This window comes from Nitratireductor alexandrii, assembly GCF_004000215.1.
Lineage (GTDB): Bacteria > Pseudomonadota > Alphaproteobacteria > Rhizobiales > Rhizobiaceae > Mangrovimarina > Mangrovimarina alexandrii.
In genome coordinates, this window is record NZ_RBVY01000002.1 from 290,033 (window position 1) to 308,732 (window position 18,700).

An 18,700-nucleotide genomic window follows, 5' to 3' on the forward strand; every position below is an offset into this window, starting at 1 on the left:
ACCAACCGCCGGCCTTGCGCCGGCGGTTTTCCATATGCCTGTTCGTGTCGTTTTGTGGTGCGGACCTCTCGTCCCGTCAGGCGGGCGCCCCGCCGGGGCCGGTGATCGACAAGGCTGCGCAAAACACCTTCATCTGCCCTAGCGCCGGCGCGTCCTTGGCGATCGCGCGCGGGTCGGTGCCGATCAGCGTGACGACGGCCTGGGCCTGGCCCTGCCAGTCGAGGACCGGCGCCGCCATCGCCACAAGTCCCGGAATGTAGCGGCCGTCGACTGCTGCGTGGCCCGCGGCGCGCACCGTTTCCGCCAAGGCGTGCACGCCGGCCTCGTCCGGTCCGATATCGTCAAATTCCCGTCCGCTCGTCGCCGCCTCGGCAAGTTCCTTGCGCCTGAGGGCGGCGGTCACGGCTTCGGGCAGATAGGCCAGAAAAACCCGGCCCGTGGCCGAGGTCAGAAGCGGCAGTGCTGTGCCGAGCCCGAGCGAGGCCGCCACCAGTGAGGCTGCCCGTTCCCAGCGCACGACGGTCGGGCCGAAATTGCCCCACACGCACAACAACGCCGTCAGGCCGGTGTCCGCCGCCAGCCCGGGCAGGGCGTCGGCAGCGCGATTGACGAAATCGTGCCGGTTGAGTGCCGACAGCCCGGTTTCGATCGATGCCGGACCGAGGTCGTATTTGCCTGAGCGCTCGGCCTGACGCACGAAGCCGGCGTTGAGAAAGGACGCGAGATAGCGGTGCACCTTGCTTGTCGGCATGCCGCAGTCGCGGGCAAGTTCGGAAAGGCTCGCCGCGCGCTTGCGCCGTGCCAGGGCCACGAGCACCCTGAGCGCCTGGTCGAGCGACTGGATACCGCCGGTGCCGTCCGGCCTATCGGCCATTGCCGTCGGTCCGTTCCAGAAGCGCGCGCAGCGGCGCCGTCTCGCCGGCGCGCATGCGCCCGTCTTCGTGCACAAAGACGGCGCGAAGCTCGAAACCCTCGACCACCAGCCTGTCCCCGACCGTGCCGCGATATCCGAGCCGCACCGTTTTGCGGTTCCATGCCTCGACGCGCAGCGCCACGTCGAGCACGTCGCCCTCTGTCGCCGGCGAACGGAAGCTGGCCCCCGAATCGACCAGCCCCACCCCGACGCTGCCCAGAGCCGCGCACAGCCGTGCATGGCTGCCGGCGGCGGCGCGGAACCAGCCATGACAGGTCGCGTCGAACCAGCGGTAGAAGTTGGGGTAGAACACGATACCGGCCGGATCGCAGTCGCCGAAGCTGATCTGGAAGCGGGCGGTGAAGGCAGGATCGAGCATGGTTTTTCCATATTATGAAATGCTTTGCATATTATGCAAAGTTTTGTAGGCTGTCATCTGCACTAAGCATGAAGGGAGGCGCGTTTGGTAGCCTTGTCGTCGGTCGATATTGTCGGGGCCGGACCGGCCGGGCTCTACGCCGCGATCCTGATGCGCGAGGCGATGCCCGGTTGCCGGGTGCGGGTTTGGGAGCGGAACCCGCCACACGCCACCTTCGGTTTCGGCGTGGTATTTTCCGACCAGGCGCTCGACTTCCTGCGGGCCGACGATCCCGAAACGCACGATCTGGTGACGCCGCGCATGGAGCGCTGGCGCAATATGACGCTCGTTCACCGCGGCGAGACGGTGACGATCGACGGCATCGGTTTCGCCGCTATCGGCCGGCTCGAACTGCTCGACATTCTGCAACGTAGGGCGCGCGCGGCCGGAGCGGAGATCACCTACGATTGTCCCGTTGAGGATGGACAGGGGCTGAAGGGCGATCTTGTCATCGGCGCGGACGGGCTGAACTCGGTCGTGCGGGCCGGCGAGGAAGCCGCGTTCTCTCCGGTATGGGGCCAGTTCGAAAATCATTTCGCATGGTTTGGCACCGAGCGCGCCTTCGACACGTTGACCCAGACATTCCTGCGCACCGACAAAGGTACGCTCAACGCCCACCATTATCGCTATGCGCCTGGCCGCAGCACCTTCATTGTTGAATGCGACCCGGCGACGTTCGATGCCTATGGTTTCGCGGCGCTGGACGAGGCGGCTTCGGCGCGCCTGTGCGCCGACATTTTCGCCGGCGCGCTCGGCGGTGCCCCGCTTCTGACCAACCGGTCGCTCTGGCGCCGGTTCCCGCGCCTGTGGTGCGAAAACTGGGTTTCGGGCAACCGCGTGCTTTTGGGCGATGCAGCCCATACGGCGCATTTCTCGATCGGCTCGGGCACCCGGCTGGCGATGGAGGACGCGATCGCCCTGGTCAAGGCGCTCTGTGCGCATGACGCGCTTGCGGCCAGCCTTGCCGCCTTCCAGGCCGCGCGCCAGCCGGTTGCGAAAAAGATCGTCGACGCGGCCAACAGTTCGGCTGCCTGGTATGACGGTTTCGCCGAAAGAATGGTCCGTGCCCCGCTCGATTTCGCTTTCGACTACATCACCCGTTCGGGCCGGGTCGACATGGGCCGGCTGCGCCGCCTGTCGCCCGATTTCATGCGCCGCTACGAGGCCGCCAGGGAAGGGCCGCAATGAATGGCGACGGTTCACCGGCGGGAGCCGCGCTCGTCGATCCGGTCGGCGACACACCGGGCGCGCGCGAAATCGGCTTCGACAAGTCGCGCCACGCCAATTGCAGCGCCATCCTGTTCGACAATCTCGACCGCGCGCCCGACAGGCCGGCGGTGATCGGCCCCGCCGGGACGCTGAGTTATCGCGCGCTCTGCGCCGAGGCCGCACGCTGGGGCAACGCCTTTCTCGGCTTCGGTCTCGAGCGCGGCGCGCGCATCGCGCTGTTTCTGGACGACACGCCGGCCTATCCGGCCGTCTTTTTCGGCGCCGTCAGGGCAGGCTTCGTGCCGGTGCTGCTGAATACGGCCAGCAATGCGGATCTGCTGGCCTTCTATCTGGCCGATTCCGGCGCGCGCCTGGCTGTCTGCGAGGCGGCATTTGCCGACCGGTTTACCGCCGGAACGCTGGCGGCGAGCGCGATCGAGCGCGTCGTCGTCAATGGCGCGCCGCCGGACGGCGCCGGGTCGTTGATCGAGGCCACGGCATTTCTCGACGGCCAACCGCAAACGCTCGATTGCGCCGACACCGGACCCGACGACATGGCGTTTTGGATGTATTCCTCCGGTTCGACCGGCCGGCCGAAGGGGATCGTCCACCTCCACCACGACATGGCCTATACCCAAAAATCCTATGCCAGCGCCATCCTGCGACTGGAACCCGCCGATATCTGCTTTTCTGTGCCGAAAATCTTCTTCGCCTACGGGTTCGGCAACGCGTTCACCTTTCCCTTCGCCGTCGGCGCGACCACGCTCCTGATGCCCGGTCGCCCCGATCCCGACCGCGTGCTCGACGTGATCGAGACATACCGGCCAAGCGTGTTCTTTGGCCTGCCGACGCTCTACACCGCGCTTTGCCGCGCGACCGGGGTGGAAACCCGCGACCTGTCCTGCCTGCGCCTGGCGATCTCGGCCGCGGAGACGCTGTCGCACGATATCCACGCGGCCTGGAAGGCGCTCACCGGCCTGTCGGCCGTCGAAGGGCTCGGTTCGACGGAAATCCTGCACATTTACCTGTCGAACGATGAAGCCGGGCAGCGGCCCGGCTCGGCCGGCCGCCGGGTCCCGGGTTACGAGATCGAGCTGCGCGACGCCGCGGGCCGCCGGACCGGGCCCGGCGAGGAGGGTGTGATGTGGGTGCGCGGCACGTCCTCGGCGCCTTGCTACTGGAACCGGCCCGACAAGACCGGCGAAACCATGCGCGGGGACTGGATCTATACCGGCGACCGCTTTGTCGAACGCGACGGGTTCTTCTATTTTCAAGGCCGTGCCGACGATCTGATCAAGGTCTCGGGGCAGTGGGTGTGGCCGCTCGAGGTCGAGCGGTGCCTGAACGAGCACCCCCACGTCCATGAATGCGCCGTCGTGGCGCACCAACTCGCCGACCGCCGGATGACCCTGCGCGCCGTGATATGCCTGCGTGCCGGGATCGCGGGCGACGACGAGGCCCGTCTCCTGCAGGAGCACGTCAAGGCCGCCCTTGCTCCCCACAAATATCCGCGTATCGTCGAATTCGTCGCCGAACTGCCGAAAACGGGAACCGGCAAGCTCGACCGGCAGGCTCTGGCGGGTGTCTGAGTTCGCCACACCGCTGCAATAATTCCGTCATCGATGCCGGCTAGACCTCTAAAATCGTGTGCGAAATCGCGGCCGGCACCGGTCCGCGGCATGGCAGATGTGAGGGTAAAGATGCACAGCAAGGATGGCGGCAAGGACTGGCTCGAGGCTGAGCTTGCCGACACGCTCGACGAGGATTACGAGCTCGAGCTGTCGGAACCGGCCCTGTCGTTGGAGATCCGCAAGGTCTACAAGAAGGCCCACCCGGACACGATCGACAGGCAGACCTATTTCCGCGAGCTGATCCGCCTTCAGTCGGAGCTGATCAAGCTGCAGGACTGGGTCGCCCATCACAAGAAGAAGATCGTGGTGATCTTCGAGGGGCGCGACTCGGCCGGCAAGGGCGGGGTCATCAAACGCATCACCCAGCGGCTCAATCCGCGCATCGCCAGGGTGGTCGCTCTGCCTGCGCCGACCGAGCGCGAGACCTCGCAATGGTATTTCCAGCGCTACGTCCCGCATCTTCCGGCGGGCGGCGAGATCGTCCTGTTCGACCGCTCCTGGTACAATCGCGCCGGCGTCGAACGGGTGATGGGCTTCGCCACGCCCGACCAGGTCGAGGAATTTTTCCGCGACGTGCCGGAGTTCGAACGCATGTTGGTGCGTTCGGGTATCTTGCTAGTGAAATATTGGTTCTCGATCACCGACGAGGAGCAGCAGATGCGCTTTCTGATGCGCATCCACGATCCGATGAAACAGTGGAAACTCTCGCCGATGGACCTGCAAAGCCGGGTGCGCTGGGAAGGCTACACCAAAGCCAAGGAGGAGATGTTCGCCCGTACCAACATCTCCGAGGCGCCGTGGTACATCGTGGAGGGCAACGACAAGAAGCGTGCGCGGCTGAATTGCATCGACCACCTGCTCAACCAGGTGCCCTACGAGCCGATCCCGCACGAGGAGATCGCCTTGCCGGAGCGTGTCTTCAATCCCAATTATGAGCGCAAAGTGCTGCCGCCCGAACTCTACGTGCCGCAGAAATACTGAAACGCTAGCCCGGCCGCTCAGGCCGGGTGACGCACCGCCAGAGCGGCGCGCCGGCGCCGGCCGTCGTGCAATTGCCACAGCGAATGCGCGATCAGCGTGACGACCAGGATCGCGCCGCCGGTTATCGAGGCCGCCGTCGGCACCTCGGCGAAGATCATCCACACCCAGACCGGCGCCAGCACCGTCTCCAGCAGATAGAACATCGCCACTTCCGGACCGGAAATATATTTCGGGCCGGTCGCCAGGCAGAAAAACGAGATCGGCATGATGACGGCGCCGTTGAACAGGATCCACCACGGCGCCTCGACCCGGTAGCCGGTCTTGGCGACCATGAGGAGCGAAATCACGAACGGCAGCGACACCGCCACCAGCGCGGTAAAGCCCATATCCTTGCCGGTCGCCCGCGAGATCGTAATCGCGGTGGCCAGCATGAAGGCCGAGGCGAGCGCAAACAGGTCGCCGACCAGGTTGCCGGTGCCGATGCCGTCATAGACGATGATCAGCATGCCAACCAGCATCAGCGCCATGGCGATCAGTGTCGCCGGGCGCGGGCGCTCCTTCAAAAACAGCCACGACAGCAGCGCGGCGAACATAGTGTTGAAGGCGAGCAGGAAGACCAGATCGGCGGTCGTGGTGTTGTAGACGGCCATGATGAAGGTCACCGAGGAGGCCGCGTAGAGTGCGGCCACCATCAGCCCGGCGCGACCGGGAATCAGCGCCGGGGCGTTGCCGCGCAGCAACCGCCAGGCCAGCCAGATGGTGAGCGCGGCGACGACGGTAGTGCCGCTGCGCAGCATCAGGATCGACCAAGGGTCGCCGTCGGCGAGACGGATCAGCGGTATGTCGATGGTCAGCGTCATGCCGCCGATCGCCGTGATCAAAAGGCCCTTGGTGTGGTGGCTGGTGGAAGCGGTCATGGCAGGGGCGGCTGATCCGATTGAAAACAGTTCGATTTGCGGAGAGCTTAGCCCGGTTTGGCCAGCGCACTACCCGGCCGGGCGCGACAAGTGTTTCAGTGTTTTGCCTTGCACAATGCCGGTTCCGTTGCAGCAAGCCGCAACGTCGTGTCCTGCCCGTCAGGTGGAGGCGCCGTCGTAGCGTTCCCACCCTTTTGGACCGAGATGCTCCTGCGGCTGGTAGCGTATTTTGTAATCCATCTTCGACGAGCCGTGCACCCAGTAGCCGAGATAGACATGCGGCAGGCCGGCCGTGCGCGCCCGCGCGATGTGGTCGAGGATCATGTAGGTGCCGAGCGAGCGCTCTTCCTGGCTCGGATCGTAGAAGGAATAGACCATCGACAATCCGTCGGCCATCGTGTCGGACAGCGCCACGGCGATCAGTTCCCCCTGGCCGGTGCCGGTGATGAAGCTGTCAGGGCCGCGGCGGCGATATTCGATGATCTTGGTCTCGACATGGGTGTCCTCGACCATCATGGCGTAGTCGAGCACGGTCATGTCCGACATGCCGCCCTTGCGGTGGCGGGCATCAAGATAGGCGCGAAACAGTGAATATTGTTCGGTGGTCGGTTCCGCGTCGTGCACCGCGCCGATCAGGTCGGCGTTTTTGTGCATGACCCGTTTCATGTTCTTCGACGGGCGGAACTCCTCGGCCAGGATGCGTACCGACACGCAGGCCCGGCAGGTTTCGCAGGCAGGCCGGTAGGCGATGTTCTGAGAGCGGCGAAACCCGCCTTGCGTAAGCAGGTCGTTGAGTTCGGGCGCTTTCTCGCCGACCAGATGCGTGAACACTTTGCGCTCGAACTGCCCGTCAATATAGGGGCAGGGCGAAGGCGCTGTCAGGAAGAACTGCGGCGACTGGGTCGGATGCTGCGTCATGGTTTCCGATATCTGCGGACAATCCATAGCTTGGACGGCGCGCGCAAAACGTCAACCTTTTCTTGGACTTTGCCAAGGCCAAATGTCATCAGAAAAATTGAACCGAGCCTGCATGCGGCACAACCGGCCGACAGGCCGCTAACGCTCGGCGCGTGTCACCACAGTGCCCAGCAGCAGGTCGTGCAGCGTACGCTTGCGGTCGGCAAACAACGAGACCAGCAGTATCAGGGGCGTCAGGATCGCGTTGCCGGCCCAAAAAAGCACGGTGTGAACCACTGCCAGGAGACCGTCGACGGGGCGTTCGTCGAGCCGGTCCAGGCGCAGGCCCATCAACTGCATGCCGGGCGTGGCCTGTTTCGCGCCGCCGAGCGTGCTCCAGATATAGATCAGCGCCACGATCGGGCCAAGAACGCCGAACAGCGCCCAGCCCAGGCCGAGCGTCAAGACGCCGAGCAGGAGCACCAGGACCGCGAAGGGGATCACAAGCAAGCCGATGAACAGATAGTCGAGCAGGAAGGCAAAGACCCGGCGTGTGCGCACGCCCTCATAGACGCGCCAGTCGTCAAGCCGCGAAGCCAAAATATCGCCGTCGAGAATATTGTCGCTCATCCTGTCCTTTCCTGGGCTGCGGTTCGCGCGCCACCCGTCGAAGATGGGGATCGTCCGGCCGAAATCAAGAATTGCGAAGGGCTGCCGCCGTCACGCCGCGCCGCGCGGCCTGCGTAGGGCCGAGCCGGCGACGCCCAGCCAGCCGAGGATCATCAGCGTTCCGCCCGCCGGCGCGGCCATTGCGAAAAGCCTGGTGTCGGCAAAGTGCCGCATCAGCAGGTCGCCGGCGAACAGCAGGACGCCGGCAAGCAGAACCAGTCCGGCCGCGTGAGCCAGGCGTTCGCATGACAGGAGCCCGAGCGTCAGCAGGGCAGGGGCGTGAAAAAGCAGGAATTGCGCCGCGGTCGCCACATTGCCGCCGCCGGCATGCGCGGCCACCGCCGACAGCGCCACGCCCGCGGCGCCGATCAGTCCCGCGGCCAGGATGAGCAGACGCGCCGCGCTCATCGGGGCGCGCCTCGTCGCATCGCAGCGTCTGACGAAAACCCTGTCGCCGCCATCATCTTTCCGAAAGCACCCGCGCCACCTGCGGCGCGAAATAGGTCAGGATGCCGTCGCAGCCGGCGCGCTTCAGGCACAGCAGCGATTGTGAGTTCTTCAAAGTCATCCGACGTTGGCCTTCTTGTGACGGTGGCTTGCGTAAGGAACATTTTTGACCAATCCTCAGTTGCTGAATATTTTGGAGGAAGAAATGAGCGTTGAAGACAGGCTTCGCGTGCTGGCTGACCGCATAAAAATTCACTCGAATACAATGCTCACCGAGGAGGCAGTCAAGACAGCGGTGATTTTGCCATTTTTAGCGGCACTCGACTACGACGTATTCAATCCAGGTGAGGTCATACCTGAATTCTGCGCCGATGCTGTAGGGAAAAAGGGTGAGAAGGTCGATTACGCCATTAAGATAGAAGACGAGATTCGTATCCTTATCGAATGCAAACCGATCAGCGTTTCGCTGGAAAAGGCGCATCTGGCACAACTCTATCGGTATTTTTCGGTCACGAACGCAAAATTCGCTATCTTGACCAATGGTCGCACTTTCCACTTTCACACCGATCTGGTGGCGCCAAACAGGCTGGACGAAAAGCCTTTTTTGACGTTCGACTTGTCAGATATCCATGGTCCGCTGATGGGAGAACTCAAGAAGTTCGCCAAAAATGAGTTCGATGTAGACGGCATTCTACAGGCCGCTCAACGGTTGAAATATACGTCCGCAATAAAGAGGGAATTGTCCAATATTATGGAGAATCCGCCAGAGGAATTGGTCAGGATGGTGACATCTGATCTCTATCAAGGGCGGTTTACTAGTCAGGTAAGGGAGAAATTTACTCCCATGGTCAAATCGGCGTTCCGTGATGTAATCAGGGAGGCTGTCCAGTCGCGCTTGTCGTCTGCGCTTGCAGAAACGGAATCTATTGAGGTTTCGGATGATGCGCACGAGGGAGAGATTGTAACAACAGAAGAAGAGATCGAGGGCTTCATGATCGTGAGGGCGTTGGTGAGGGATTTGATAAAGCCTTCGCGTGTAACAATGAGAGATCAGAAAAGTTACTGCGGAATTCTTGTTGATGACAACAATAGAAAACCGTTAACGCGCCTCCATTTTAATAGATCCGTGAAATATATTGGGCTTTTCGATGGAGAAAAGGAAGATCGCGTTAAGATTGAATCCCTTGACGATATCTATGAACACGCGGATCGTTTGCGGAGTACAGCCGCAGTATACCAAAATGGATAACCGGGAGACGGAAGTGGTGCAGGTCAGCCTTTGAGAGCCCGCGCCACCTGCGGCGCGAAATAGGTCAGGATGCCGTCGCAGCCGGCGCGCTTCAGGCACAGCAGCGATTCCATCATCGCGCGGTCTTCGTCGATCCAGCCATTGGCGCCCGCCGCCTTGATCATCGCGTATTCACCCGACACCTGGTAGGCGAAGGTGGGCATGGCGAACGCCTCCTTCAGCCTGCGGACGATGTCGAGATAGGGCAGGCCGGGCTTGACCATGATCATGTCGGCGCCTTCGGCGAGGTCCTGCTCGGCTTCGCGCACCGCCTCGTCGGAATTGGCGTGATCGAGATAATAGGTCTGCTTGTCGCCCTTGAGCAGGCCGGCCGTGCCAACCGCCTCGCGATAGGGGCCGTAGAAGGACGAGGCGAACTTGGTCGCGTAGGACATGATCGCCACGTCCTGGAAGCCGTTGGCGTCGAGCGCGTCGCGCACTGCGCCGATGCGCCCGTCCATCATGTCCGACGGCGCGATCACATCGGCGCCGCTTGCTGCCTGCAGCACGGCCGCCTCGGCGATCTGCGCCACCGATTCGTCATTGACGATGATGCCCTCGCGCAGGATGCCGTCGTGGCCATGGTCGGTGAACGGGTCCAGCGCGGCGTCGGTGATGATCCCGATTTCCGGCACGGCCTGTTTGATCGCCCGGCTCGCCTTGTTGAGGATGTTGTCGGCGTCGAGGATGTGCGAGCCGGTCCGGTCGCGCCGGTCGCGCTCGATATTGGGGAAGGTGGCGACCGCTGGGATGCCGAGTTTCGCGGCTTCCTCGACCTGGGCGACCGCCAGGTCGAGCGTCATGCGGTAGACGCCGGGCATGGCGGCGATTTCCTCGCGTCGGTTCTCGCCCTCGATGACGAAGATCGGCCAGATCAAATCGTCGACCGTCAAGCGGTTCTCGCGCACCATGCGGCGCGACCAGTCTGTCTTGCGCAGGCGCCGCAGGCGCCGGCTTGCAGTGATCTCGTCGACGCTGCGTGCGCCGTTCTTGGTGTCGCGAAACATGCGGTTCATGGCGCACTCCATGGCGGGGGGCGATTTCCGGGCGAGGGATAGCATGGGTGCGGCGGCGCACAAAGCCGCTTTAGGGCCGTCGATGACGGCTTTGGCGCCGGCGAGATTGACGCCGGCGCGGCCGCCGCATAAGCCTCGGCATCGGGCGAGGTGTGCCGGATCGAGTGGTGCGACGACCTGGCCGCGCAGACGACGCGAGGGACGACCGGCATGGATTTCGGCGGTGGCGAGGAGATACGTTTCGAAAAGCTTGGTGCGGCCGGGGTGGTGACGCTGACGCGCCCCAAGGCGCTCAACGCCGTCACCCACGCCATGGTGCTTGCGCTGACAAGAGCGCTCGCCGCCTGGGCAGACGATCCTGAGATCGCGCTGATCGTCATCAAGGCCGAGGGCAGGGCCTTTTCCGCCGGCGGCGATATCTTGCACATCTACGAGGCCGGACGCGCCGGCTATCCGCCGCTCGATTTCTTCGCCGACGAATACCGTCTCAACCTCGCCATCGCGCGCTTCCCTAAACCCTATGTCGCCCTGGTCGACGGTATCGCTATGGGCGGTGGCGTCGGTGTGTCGTTCCATGGCACCCACAGGCTGATGAGCGAGAACGCCGTCTTCGCCATGCCCGAAGTCGGCATCGGTTTTTTCCCGGATGTCGGCGGCAGCTACATCCTGCCGCGGCTGAAAGACCGCTTCGGCCTCTATCTCGGTCTGACCGGCGCCCGCATCCGCCAGGGCGATGCGCTGTGGAGCGGGCTTGCGAGCCATGCCGTCAGACACGCCGATCTGGAGGCGATCCTGGCCGCGCTCGCAGAAAGCGGTGATGCCGACGCGGTTACCGCGCGCTACGCGCAGACGGTGCCGGGCGAGACCGCGGCCGATGCGGTGGCCGCGATTGCCCGCCATTTCGCGCCGGACGATTTCGACCAAACCCTGACGTCACTGCGCCGCGACGCCGAGGCCGGCGAGGATTTCGCCGTCGCGACGCTGGAGACGTTTTCCAAGCGTTCGCCCACCAGCCTGCGCGTTGCCCATCGCCAGATCACACAGGGCGCGACCATGGACATGGCAGCCTGTATGCGCATGGAGTTTCGCATCGTCAGCCGCATGTTGACGGGGCACGATTTCTACGAGGGCATTCGCGCGGCCATTATCGACAAGGGCGCCACGCCGGTGTGGCAGCCGGCGACACTCGAGGCGGTGACGCCGGACGTCGTGGACGCCTATTTCGCACCACTTGAGCGGGACCTGGAGTTGTGAGCGAGGACGGCGTCGATGTCGCCGCCTGGCGGCCGGGACTGGTCGAGGCGGCGTTTCCCTGGTTCCTGCGCATCGTCGCCGCCTACAGCCTGATGTTCGGGGTCGCGTACTGGGTCCGGCTGATCGGCTATTATGACGGCCCGCTCTGGCGCTTCGACACCATGTCGGTGGAATGGCAGGTCGCCTCGGTGTCGCTGTCGGTGCTTTTTCCGTTCGCCGGCATCGGCCTGTGGATGACGGCCTCCTGGGGGCCGGTGATCTGGTTCCTGTGCGCGGCGATGGAGACGACGATGTATTGGGGTTTTCCCGACATGTTCGGCCATCGACCGCTGATAGCCGTGTCGCACCTGCTCGTTGCGTTGATTTACATTGCCTTCCGCGTCGGCATCGCGCTGCAGCGCCGCAACGCTCGAATTGATTGAAAATTGTGCCGCGCGGATTGGGAGAAAATTAACGCATCTTTTGATCTCCGGTCCGTAATCGCTTGTTAAGGCTGAGGTTTAAGTCGAATTTTATTCGTCTGCGCTAGGGTCGGCGCCAAGGTGAAAACAAAAACAATCACCGGGCGTCAAACAAGAGGCAAAAGACGATGAACAAGTCACGACAGGCCCCGCAGGCCGTCCCGACCGAGGGCGAGGGACCCGAAGCGATCCGCACGCTCTATCTGGAATCGCTGCAGCTGGTGGAGCGTCTTCATCGCCGCCTGCTCGATGTGATCAAGGACGAGTTCGAGCGTAACGGCCGCTCCGACATCAACGCGATCCAGGCGCTGCTGCTGTTTAATATCGGCAATGCGGAGTTGACGGCGGGCGAGCTGCGCTCGCGCGGCTACTATCTCGGCTCGAACGTGTCCTACAATCTGAAGAAGCTGGTCGATCTCGGTTTCATCAACCATCAGCGCTCGCGGGTCGACCGCCGCTCGGTGCGGGTCAGCCTGACGGCGAAGGGCCAGGAGATCGCCGAGGTGGTCGGCAATCTCTACAATCGCCATATCGGCTCGATCGAGCAGGTCGGCGGTATCAATATCGAGGAATTCCGCCAGATGAATCGCGCCCTGCAGCGACTGGACCGGTTCTGGAACGACACCATCGCCTATCGGATGTAGTCGCTCTTCGCCTCGGTTTGGATATGTCGAACGGGTCGGTGCCGGGCGCCGGCCCGTCGTCTTTTCGGCCTCTCACGCATATGTGTCGCGTCGGGGCCTTCTTGCCGCCATATTCTTTCGTGTAGGAACGTCCGGGGTCGCAGGTCGCGCTTGGGGTCGCGTTTGACGGGTAGGCGCTTTGTTAACCACGCGCTTTTAGGATCGACCCTTGATTGCGATGGCGCGCCCCGAGAGTGCGCACAACACGAATAATGAGGCTGACTGGCACGATGAAGACGGATCGCCGCACGTTCCTTGTTGGCGCGGGCCTGGCCGCCGCGTCCTTGTCCACGGTGCCCGCGCGCGCGCAACAGGATGTCATTAGGGATCTGATCCTGTCGCCGAAGCGCGGTGCCTGGGACGATCAGTTCGACGCTCGCGCCAGCAGCGGCGAGAAAGTGGCCTCGAACCTGCCGATTCTCAGCCCGCAGACCGTCGGCCATGTCGAGCAGGCGATCGCGCAATATTCCGCTATCGTGGCCCGCGGCGGCTGGCCGATGGTGCCGGCAACCAAGAAATTGCGCCTCGGTGTGGTCGACCGCGACGTGGAGGCGCTGCGCCGTCGGCTGATGATTTCCGGTGACCTGGCCCAGAGCGCGGGCATGTCGTCGGCCTTCGACACCTATGTCGACACCGCCGTCAAACGCTTCCAGACGCGCCACGGGCTGCCCGCCGACGGGGTGCTCGGCCGCTACACTTTCGCCGCCATGAACGTATCGGCGCCCGTGCGCCTGGGCCAGCTCGAAACCAATATCGTGCGGCTGCGGTCGATGTCGGGTTTCCTTGGCGACCGCTATGTGATGGTCAATATCCCCGCTGCCCAGATCGAGGCGGTCGAGAATTCGCGCGTCGTGCTGCGCCATACCGCCATCGTCGGCAAGATCGACCGTCAGACGCCGATCCTCAATTCCAAGATCAACGAGGTGATCGTCAATCCGTACTGGAACGCGCCGGTGTCGATCGTGCGCCGGGACATCATTCCGCTGGTGCGCAAGAACCCGAACTATCTCGCCGAAAACAATATCCGCATCCTCGGGCCGGGCGGCACCGAGGTCGATCCGGCCACCATCGACTGGTCGACGGAGGAGGCCGCCAAGCTGCGCTTCCGCCAGGATCCTGGCAAGATCAACGCCATGGCCTCGGTGAAGATCAACTTTCCCAATCCGCATGCCGTCTACATGCACGACACGCCGCAGCAGGGCCTGTTCAATAAGCTGATGCGCTTCGATTCGTCCGGCTGCGTGCGCGTCCAGAACGTACGCGATCTCGTTACCTGGCTGCTACGCGATACCGATGGCTGGAACCGCCAGCGTTTCGAGCAGACCATCAAGACGGGCGAGAGCACGCCGGTGGCGCTGGCAGCGCCGGTGCCGGTCTATTTCACCTATGTTTCGGCCTGGTCGACCGGCGATCAGGTGGTGCATTTCCGCGACGACATTTATGGCCGCGACGGTGTCGACGAGTTGATGATCTCGTCCGCCCTCTAAAGGCCGGACCCCTTTCATCCGATCGAGGCCTTCCCGGTTTCCGGGGAGGCCTTTTTCATGTCCGCGCCGGCCTGTTTTCGCCCGGTGGGCCGTGGCCGGGCGTGCCCCCGCGCGTGCGACCTGCTGCGGCGCGCAGGCGCCGGCAAATTTCGCGCCGGCCGCGTGGAAGCCCGCTGCGAAGTGTGTTAATGCGCCCGCACATCCCTGAACCATCTCGACATGAGGACCGTTCACTATGGCTACTGCCACTGCCGTATCGCCCGCTGCCGACAGCTTCTTCAACAGCCCGCTCGCGGACGTTGATCCGGAAATCTTCGGCGCGATCGGCAAGGAACTCGGTCGCCAGCGCCACGAAATCGAGCTGATCGCGTCGGAAAACATCGTCTCCAGGGCAGTGCTCGAGGCGCAGGGCTCGATCATGACCAACAAATACGCCGAGGGCTATCCGGGCAAGCGCTATTATGGCGGCTGTCAGTTCGTCGACATCGCCGAAGACCTGGCGATCGAGCGCGCCAAGCAGCTCTTCGGCTGTCAGTTCGCCAATGTGCAGCCCAATTCCGGGTCGCAGATGAATCAGGCCGTGTTTCTGGCTTTGCTACAGCCCGGCGATACTTTTATGGGCCTCGACCTGAATTCCGGCGGTCACCTCACGCACGGCTCACCCGTCAACATGTCGGGAAAATGGTTCAACGTCGTCTCCTACGGCGTGCGCGAAGACGACCACCTGCTCGACATGGACGAGGTCGAACGGCTGGCGCATGAGCACAAGCCCAAGCTGATTTTGGCCGGCGGCACCGCCTATTCGCGCTTCTGGGACTGGAAGCGCTTCCGCGAGATCGCCGACGCGGTTGGCGCCTGGCTGATGGTCGATATGGCCCACATTGCCGGCCTTGTTGCCGGTGGCGTGCATCCCTCGCCGGTGCCGCACGCCCATGTCGTGACCACCACCACTCACAAATCGTTGCGCGGGCCGCGCGGCGGCATGATCCTGACCAATGACGAGGCGATTGCGAAAAAGGTGAACTCCGCCGTGTTCCCGGGGTTGCAGGGCGGGCCGCTGATGCATGTCATCGCCGCCAAGGCGGTCGCCTTCCGCGAGGCGCTTCAGCCCGAGTTCAAGACCTATGCGCGCGACGTGGCCGCCAATGCCAAGGCGCTCGCCGCCAGCCTCAAGGAGACCGGCCTCGACATCGTCTCGGGCGGCACCGACAACCATTTGATGCTGGTCGACTTGCGGCCGAAAAACGCCACCGGCAAGCGCGCCGAGGCGGCCCTCGGCCGCGCCAACATCACCTGCAACAAGAACGGCATCCCCTTCGATCCGGAAAAGCCGTTCGTCACTTCCGGCATCCGGCTTGGCACCCCCGCCGGAACCACGCGCGGGTTCGGCCAGGCCGAGTTCGGCGAGATCGGCAATCTGATTGCCGAGGTGCTGGACGGTCTCAAGGCGTCGAATTCCGACGAGGGCAACGCGGCCGTGGAAGCCGCGGTCAAGGACAAGGTGGTCGCGCTGACAGAACGCTTCCCGCTCTATCCCTATCTCGGCTGACGCCGGCCTGCCGCCAATAACCACGACGAGGGATCGCGATGCGTTGCCCCTATTGCCAGTCTGAAGACACGGCCGTGAAGGATTCCCGTCCGGCCGAGGACGGTGCCGTGATCCGCCGCCGCCGCGTGTGCCCGGATTGCGGCGGGCGCTTCACCACGTTCGAGCGGGTGCAGCTTCGCGATCTCGTCGTCGTCAAGCGGTCGGGCCGCAAGGTGCCGTTCGACCGCGACAAGCTGATCCGTTCCTTCGATATCGCGCTCAGGAAACGCAATGTCGAACCGGAACGGATCGAGCGTGCGGTTTCCGGCATCGTGCGCCAGCTCGAGAGCTCGGGCGAGACCGAGATCGCCTCCGACCAGATCGGCCGGCTCGTCATGGAGGCGCTGAAGTCGCTCGACGATGTCGCCTATGTCCGCTTCGCCTCCGTCTACCGCAATTTCCGCGAGGCGAAGGATTTTCACGAATTGCTCGGCGAATTGGGCGGCGAGGAAGTCGCCCGCGAACCGTGACGGCGCCCTCTCCCGCCGGCGAGGGCCAGGCCGCGCTCGATCGGCGTTTCATGGCCGCCGCCATCCGCTTGTCGCGCCGTAATCTCGGTCTCACCGCGACGAATCCTTCGGTCGCCACCCTGATCGTCGCCGACGACGGCAACGCGCCGGTGATCGTCGGTCGCGGGGTCACGGCGCGCGGCGGTCGGCCCCATGCCGAAACCGAGGCGTTGGCCGAGGCCGGCGAGCGGGCGCGCGGGGCGACCGCCTATGTCACGCTCGAGCCCTGCGCCCATCATGGCCGTACGCCGCCATGCGCTTCGGCGCTGATCGCGGCTGGAATCGCGCGCGTCGTCGGCGCCGCGAGTGATCCCGACCCGCGCGTCTCCGGCAAGGGGTACGCCATGCTGCGGGCCGCCGGCATCGAGGTCGTGGAGGCCGTGCTGGCCGATCGCGCTGGCGACGTGATGGCCGGATACCTAACGCGTTCTCTGAAAAAACGCCCGGAAGTGATTCTGAAGTTGGCCGTTTCCTCCGACGGCATGATCGGACGCACCGGGCAGGGGCAACTGCCGATCACCGGTCCGGTCGCGCGTGCTCAGGTCCACCTTATGCGTGCGGAAACCGACGCCGTCATGGTCGGCATCGGTACGGCGCTGGCCGACGATCCCGAACTGACCTGCCGGCTGCCCGGTCTTGAGGAGCGCTCGCCGGTGCGCATCGTGCTCGACAGTGGCGCGCGCCTGCCCGTAACATCGAAGCTGGTGGCGCAGGCCGCCCGGGTCCCGCTGCTGGTCGCCGCCTGCGCCTCGGCGCCGCAGGCGCGGCGCCAAGCGCTGACGCGGGCCGGTGTGGGCCTGCTTGCCACCGAGGAATTCGACGGCGCGGTCGCGCTGCCGGAGCTTCTGGAGGATCTGGCCGCCCAGGGCATGTCGAGCATCATGGTCGAGGGCGGCGCCAATACCGCCAGAGGTTTTTTGGCCGAACGGCTGGTCGACCGCATCGCCCTGTTCACCGGGCCGGTCCCGGTCGGCCCGGGTGGCATCGCCGCACCGTTCGACCGCGATACGCTGCCCGAGGGATTTCGTGTCCTGCGGCGCGCCCGTTTCGGCACCGACGATTATGTTGAACTTGTGAGGACGGCGTGAATGTTTACCGGAATCGTCAGCGATATCGGCCGCGTCGTCGACATTCGCCCGCTTTCGCAGGGCCGGCGTGTCCGCATCGAGACGGCCTATGATCCCGCCACGATCGATATCGGCGCCTCCATCGCCTGCGCGGGCGTGTGCCTGACGGTGGTGGCGCTGCCCGATGCCGGTTCGAACGCGCGTTGGTTTGAGGTCGAGGCCTGGGAGGAGGCGCTGCGGCTGACGACCGTCGCTGAATGGCGCCAGGACACGCGGCTCAATCTGGAACGCGCCTTGAGGCTCGGCGACGAACTCGGCGGCCATATCGTGTCGGGTCACGTCGACGGCCTGGCCGAGATCGTGGACCGAAAGGACGAGGGCGACGCGGTGCGTTTCACCTTGGAGGCGCCGTCGGCGCTCGCGCGGTTTATCGCGCCCAAGGGATCGGTCGCCCTCGACGGCACGTCGCTGACGGTCAACCGTGTGGAGGGCGCGCGCTTCGACGTGTTGTTGATCCAGCATTCGCTCGCCGTCACCACGTGGGGGGAGCGCCAGCGCGGCGATCGCGTCAACCTGGAGGTCGACACGATGGCGCGTTATGCCGCACGCTTGGCCGAGACCGCGCCCGACGGCGGATAGTCCGCGCCTTTGCGGTGTCCCCGGCCCGTATGGCGCAAACAAACTTGCGCCGCACGCGCTGCCGCCGGCACTTTGTGTCCAATCATCGCCGCCGCCGGCTGGCCCGCAAACTCGCGCTTGCGTGCCAACGCGGTTCGGCCTAAGTCAGCCGCTCACGCGGAGAGACCCCATGAGCGCTGCCAGAAAAAAACATCTGTTGATCGTGGAGGCGCGCTTCTACGATCAGATTTCGGATGCGCTGCTGGAGGGGGCCAAGGCCGCGTGCGAGGAGGCCGGCGCCAGCTATGACGTCGTCACCGTGCCGGGTGCGCTCGAGGTCCCCGCGGTCATCGCCTTCGCGCTCGACGGCGCCGAGGAGGGCGGCACCGACTATGACGGTTTTGTCGCGCTGGGCTGCGTCATCCGTGGCGAGACCTATCATTTCGACATCGTTGCCAATGAATCCTCCCGCGCCCTGACGGGCCTCGCTGTCGAGGAATCGATCGCCATCGGCAACGGCATCCTCACCGTCGAGAACGAGGAACAGGCCTGGGCGCGCGCCAGGCGCACGGAAGGCGACAAGGGCGGTTTTGCCGCGCGTGCGGCGCTGACCATGATCGCCGTGCGCGAAAGGCTCGGAGCCTGAC

At 64.2% G+C, this 18,700-nt stretch carries 20 protein-coding genes and 1 pseudogene; 13 read left to right on the top strand and 8 right to left on the bottom strand.

Features of this window, described 5'->3' with window-relative positions:
• Nucleotides 1–76: 76 nt before the first annotated feature.
• Both EP380_RS05080 and EP380_RS05085 read right to left on the bottom strand, forming a co-directional pair.
• On the bottom strand, nucleotides 77–874 hold the full coding sequence (locus EP380_RS05080; RefSeq protein WP_127597144.1) for an IclR family transcriptional regulator: 798 nt from the start codon (nucleotides 872–874) through the stop codon (nucleotides 77–79).
• Nucleotides 864–1,292, bottom strand: coding sequence for an acyl-CoA thioesterase (locus tag EP380_RS05085; protein WP_127597146.1), 429 nt, complete (start codon nucleotides 1,290–1,292; stop codon nucleotides 864–866). The genes EP380_RS05080 and EP380_RS05085 overlap by 11 nt, the downstream gene beginning before the upstream one ends.
• Before the next feature lie 84 nt (nucleotides 1,293–1,376).
• On the opposite strand from EP380_RS05085, the gene EP380_RS05090 reads away from it, so the two are divergent.
• From EP380_RS05090 to ppk2, 3 genes are all read left to right on the top strand, one after another.
• Nucleotides 1,377–2,519, top strand: coding sequence for an FAD-dependent monooxygenase (locus EP380_RS05090; RefSeq protein WP_238719738.1), 1,143 nt, complete (start codon nucleotides 1,377–1,379; stop codon nucleotides 2,517–2,519).
• Complete coding sequence (locus tag EP380_RS05095) at nucleotides 2,516–4,129, top strand: benzoate-CoA ligase family protein (RefSeq protein WP_127597148.1); 1,614 nt, start codon at nucleotides 2,516–2,518, stop codon at nucleotides 4,127–4,129. Before EP380_RS05090 ends, EP380_RS05095 begins: the two co-directional genes overlap by 4 nt.
• Nucleotides 4,130–4,240: 111 nt before the next feature.
• Nucleotides 4,241–5,152, top strand: coding sequence for a polyphosphate kinase 2 (gene ppk2, locus EP380_RS05100; protein ID WP_127597150.1), 912 nt, complete (start codon nucleotides 4,241–4,243; stop codon nucleotides 5,150–5,152).
• A 17-nt stretch (nucleotides 5,153–5,169) separates the two neighbouring features.
• Here the strand turns inward: ppk2 and EP380_RS05105 are convergent, their stop codons facing one another.
• From EP380_RS05105 to EP380_RS24085, 5 genes and pseudogenes are all read right to left on the bottom strand, one after another.
• Nucleotides 5,170–6,069 carry a DMT family transporter gene (locus EP380_RS05105; protein WP_127597152.1) on the bottom strand — a complete coding sequence of 300 codons (900 nt, stop codon included), beginning with the start codon at nucleotides 6,067–6,069 and terminating at the stop codon, nucleotides 5,170–5,172.
• A gap of 159 nt (nucleotides 6,070–6,228) precedes the next feature.
• Entirely contained in the window at nucleotides 6,229–6,987 is a 759-nt protein-coding gene (locus tag EP380_RS05110; protein ID WP_127597154.1) for an arginyltransferase, read from the bottom strand.
• Between the two features lie 138 nt (nucleotides 6,988–7,125).
• Entirely contained in the window at nucleotides 7,126–7,596 is a 471-nt protein-coding gene (locus EP380_RS05115) for an RDD family protein (protein WP_106572308.1), read from the bottom strand.
• A 90-nt stretch (nucleotides 7,597–7,686) separates the two neighbouring features.
• The gene (locus tag EP380_RS05120) at nucleotides 7,687–8,043 is read right to left on the bottom strand and encodes a DUF423 domain-containing protein (protein WP_106572307.1); all 357 of its coding nucleotides are present in this window, start codon (nucleotides 8,041–8,043) and stop codon (nucleotides 7,687–7,689) included.
• 52 nt (nucleotides 8,044–8,095) lie between these two features.
• Nucleotides 8,096–8,218: pseudogene (locus EP380_RS24085) on the bottom strand (porphobilinogen synthase); the annotation flags it as partial.
• A gap of 30 nt (nucleotides 8,219–8,248) precedes the next feature.
• Here EP380_RS24085 and EP380_RS05125 point away from each other — a divergent pair.
• Complete coding sequence (locus EP380_RS05125; RefSeq protein ID WP_420845839.1) at nucleotides 8,249–9,331, top strand: type I restriction enzyme HsdR N-terminal domain-containing protein; 1,083 nt, start codon at nucleotides 8,249–8,251, stop codon at nucleotides 9,329–9,331.
• Nucleotides 9,332–9,354: 23 nt separating this feature from the next.
• On the opposite strand, the gene hemB is transcribed toward EP380_RS05125, so the two are convergent.
• On the bottom strand, nucleotides 9,355–10,386 hold the full coding sequence (gene hemB, locus EP380_RS05130) for a porphobilinogen synthase (protein WP_127597156.1): 1,032 nt from the start codon (nucleotides 10,384–10,386) through the stop codon (nucleotides 9,355–9,357).
• A gap of 210 nt (nucleotides 10,387–10,596) precedes the next feature.
• Between hemB and EP380_RS05135 the strand changes: the two genes are divergently transcribed.
• The 9 genes from EP380_RS05135 to EP380_RS05175 all read left to right on the top strand — a co-directional run bounded on the left by EP380_RS05135 (nucleotide 10,597) and on the right by EP380_RS05175 (nucleotide 18,699).
• Nucleotides 10,597–11,640 (top strand): enoyl-CoA hydratase/isomerase family protein, encoded by a 1,044-nt coding sequence (locus EP380_RS05135; protein ID WP_127597158.1) that lies wholly within the window; start codon nucleotides 10,597–10,599, stop codon nucleotides 11,638–11,640.
• Nucleotides 11,637–12,062 (top strand): DUF6163 family protein, encoded by a 426-nt coding sequence (locus tag EP380_RS05140; RefSeq protein ID WP_127597160.1) that lies wholly within the window; start codon nucleotides 11,637–11,639, stop codon nucleotides 12,060–12,062. Before EP380_RS05135 ends, EP380_RS05140 begins: the two co-directional genes overlap by 4 nt.
• Nucleotides 12,063–12,229: 167 nt before the next feature.
• Nucleotides 12,230–12,745: a transcriptional regulator LdtR gene (gene ldtR, locus EP380_RS05145; RefSeq protein WP_106572303.1), complete on the top strand. Its 516-nt coding sequence runs from the start codon at nucleotides 12,230–12,232 to the stop codon at nucleotides 12,743–12,745.
• 269 nt (nucleotides 12,746–13,014) lie between these two features.
• Entirely contained in the window at nucleotides 13,015–14,271 is a 1,257-nt protein-coding gene (locus EP380_RS05150; protein ID WP_106572470.1) for a L,D-transpeptidase family protein, read from the top strand.
• A 235-nt stretch (nucleotides 14,272–14,506) separates the two neighbouring features.
• Nucleotides 14,507–15,820: a serine hydroxymethyltransferase gene (glyA, locus tag EP380_RS05155; RefSeq protein ID WP_127597162.1), complete on the top strand. Its 1,314-nt coding sequence runs from the start codon at nucleotides 14,507–14,509 to the stop codon at nucleotides 15,818–15,820.
• A gap of 38 nt (nucleotides 15,821–15,858) precedes the next feature.
• On the top strand, nucleotides 15,859–16,329 hold the full coding sequence (gene nrdR, locus EP380_RS05160; RefSeq protein WP_106572301.1) for a transcriptional regulator NrdR: 471 nt from the start codon (nucleotides 15,859–15,861) through the stop codon (nucleotides 16,327–16,329).
• 50 nt (nucleotides 16,330–16,379) lie between these two features.
• Complete coding sequence (gene ribD / locus EP380_RS05165; protein WP_127597543.1) at nucleotides 16,380–17,456, top strand: bifunctional diaminohydroxyphosphoribosylaminopyrimidine deaminase/5-amino-6-(5-phosphoribosylamino)uracil reductase RibD; 1,077 nt, start codon at nucleotides 16,380–16,382, stop codon at nucleotides 17,454–17,456.
• Nucleotides 17,457–18,074 (top strand): riboflavin synthase, encoded by a 618-nt coding sequence (locus EP380_RS05170; RefSeq protein ID WP_106572300.1) that lies wholly within the window; start codon nucleotides 17,457–17,459, stop codon nucleotides 18,072–18,074.
• A gap of 169 nt (nucleotides 18,075–18,243) precedes the next feature.
• A complete protein-coding gene (locus EP380_RS05175; protein ID WP_127597164.1) occupies nucleotides 18,244–18,699 on the top strand; it encodes a 6,7-dimethyl-8-ribityllumazine synthase in 456 nt (151 codons plus the stop codon).
• The last annotated feature ends 1 nt before the right edge of the window (nucleotide 18,700 follow it).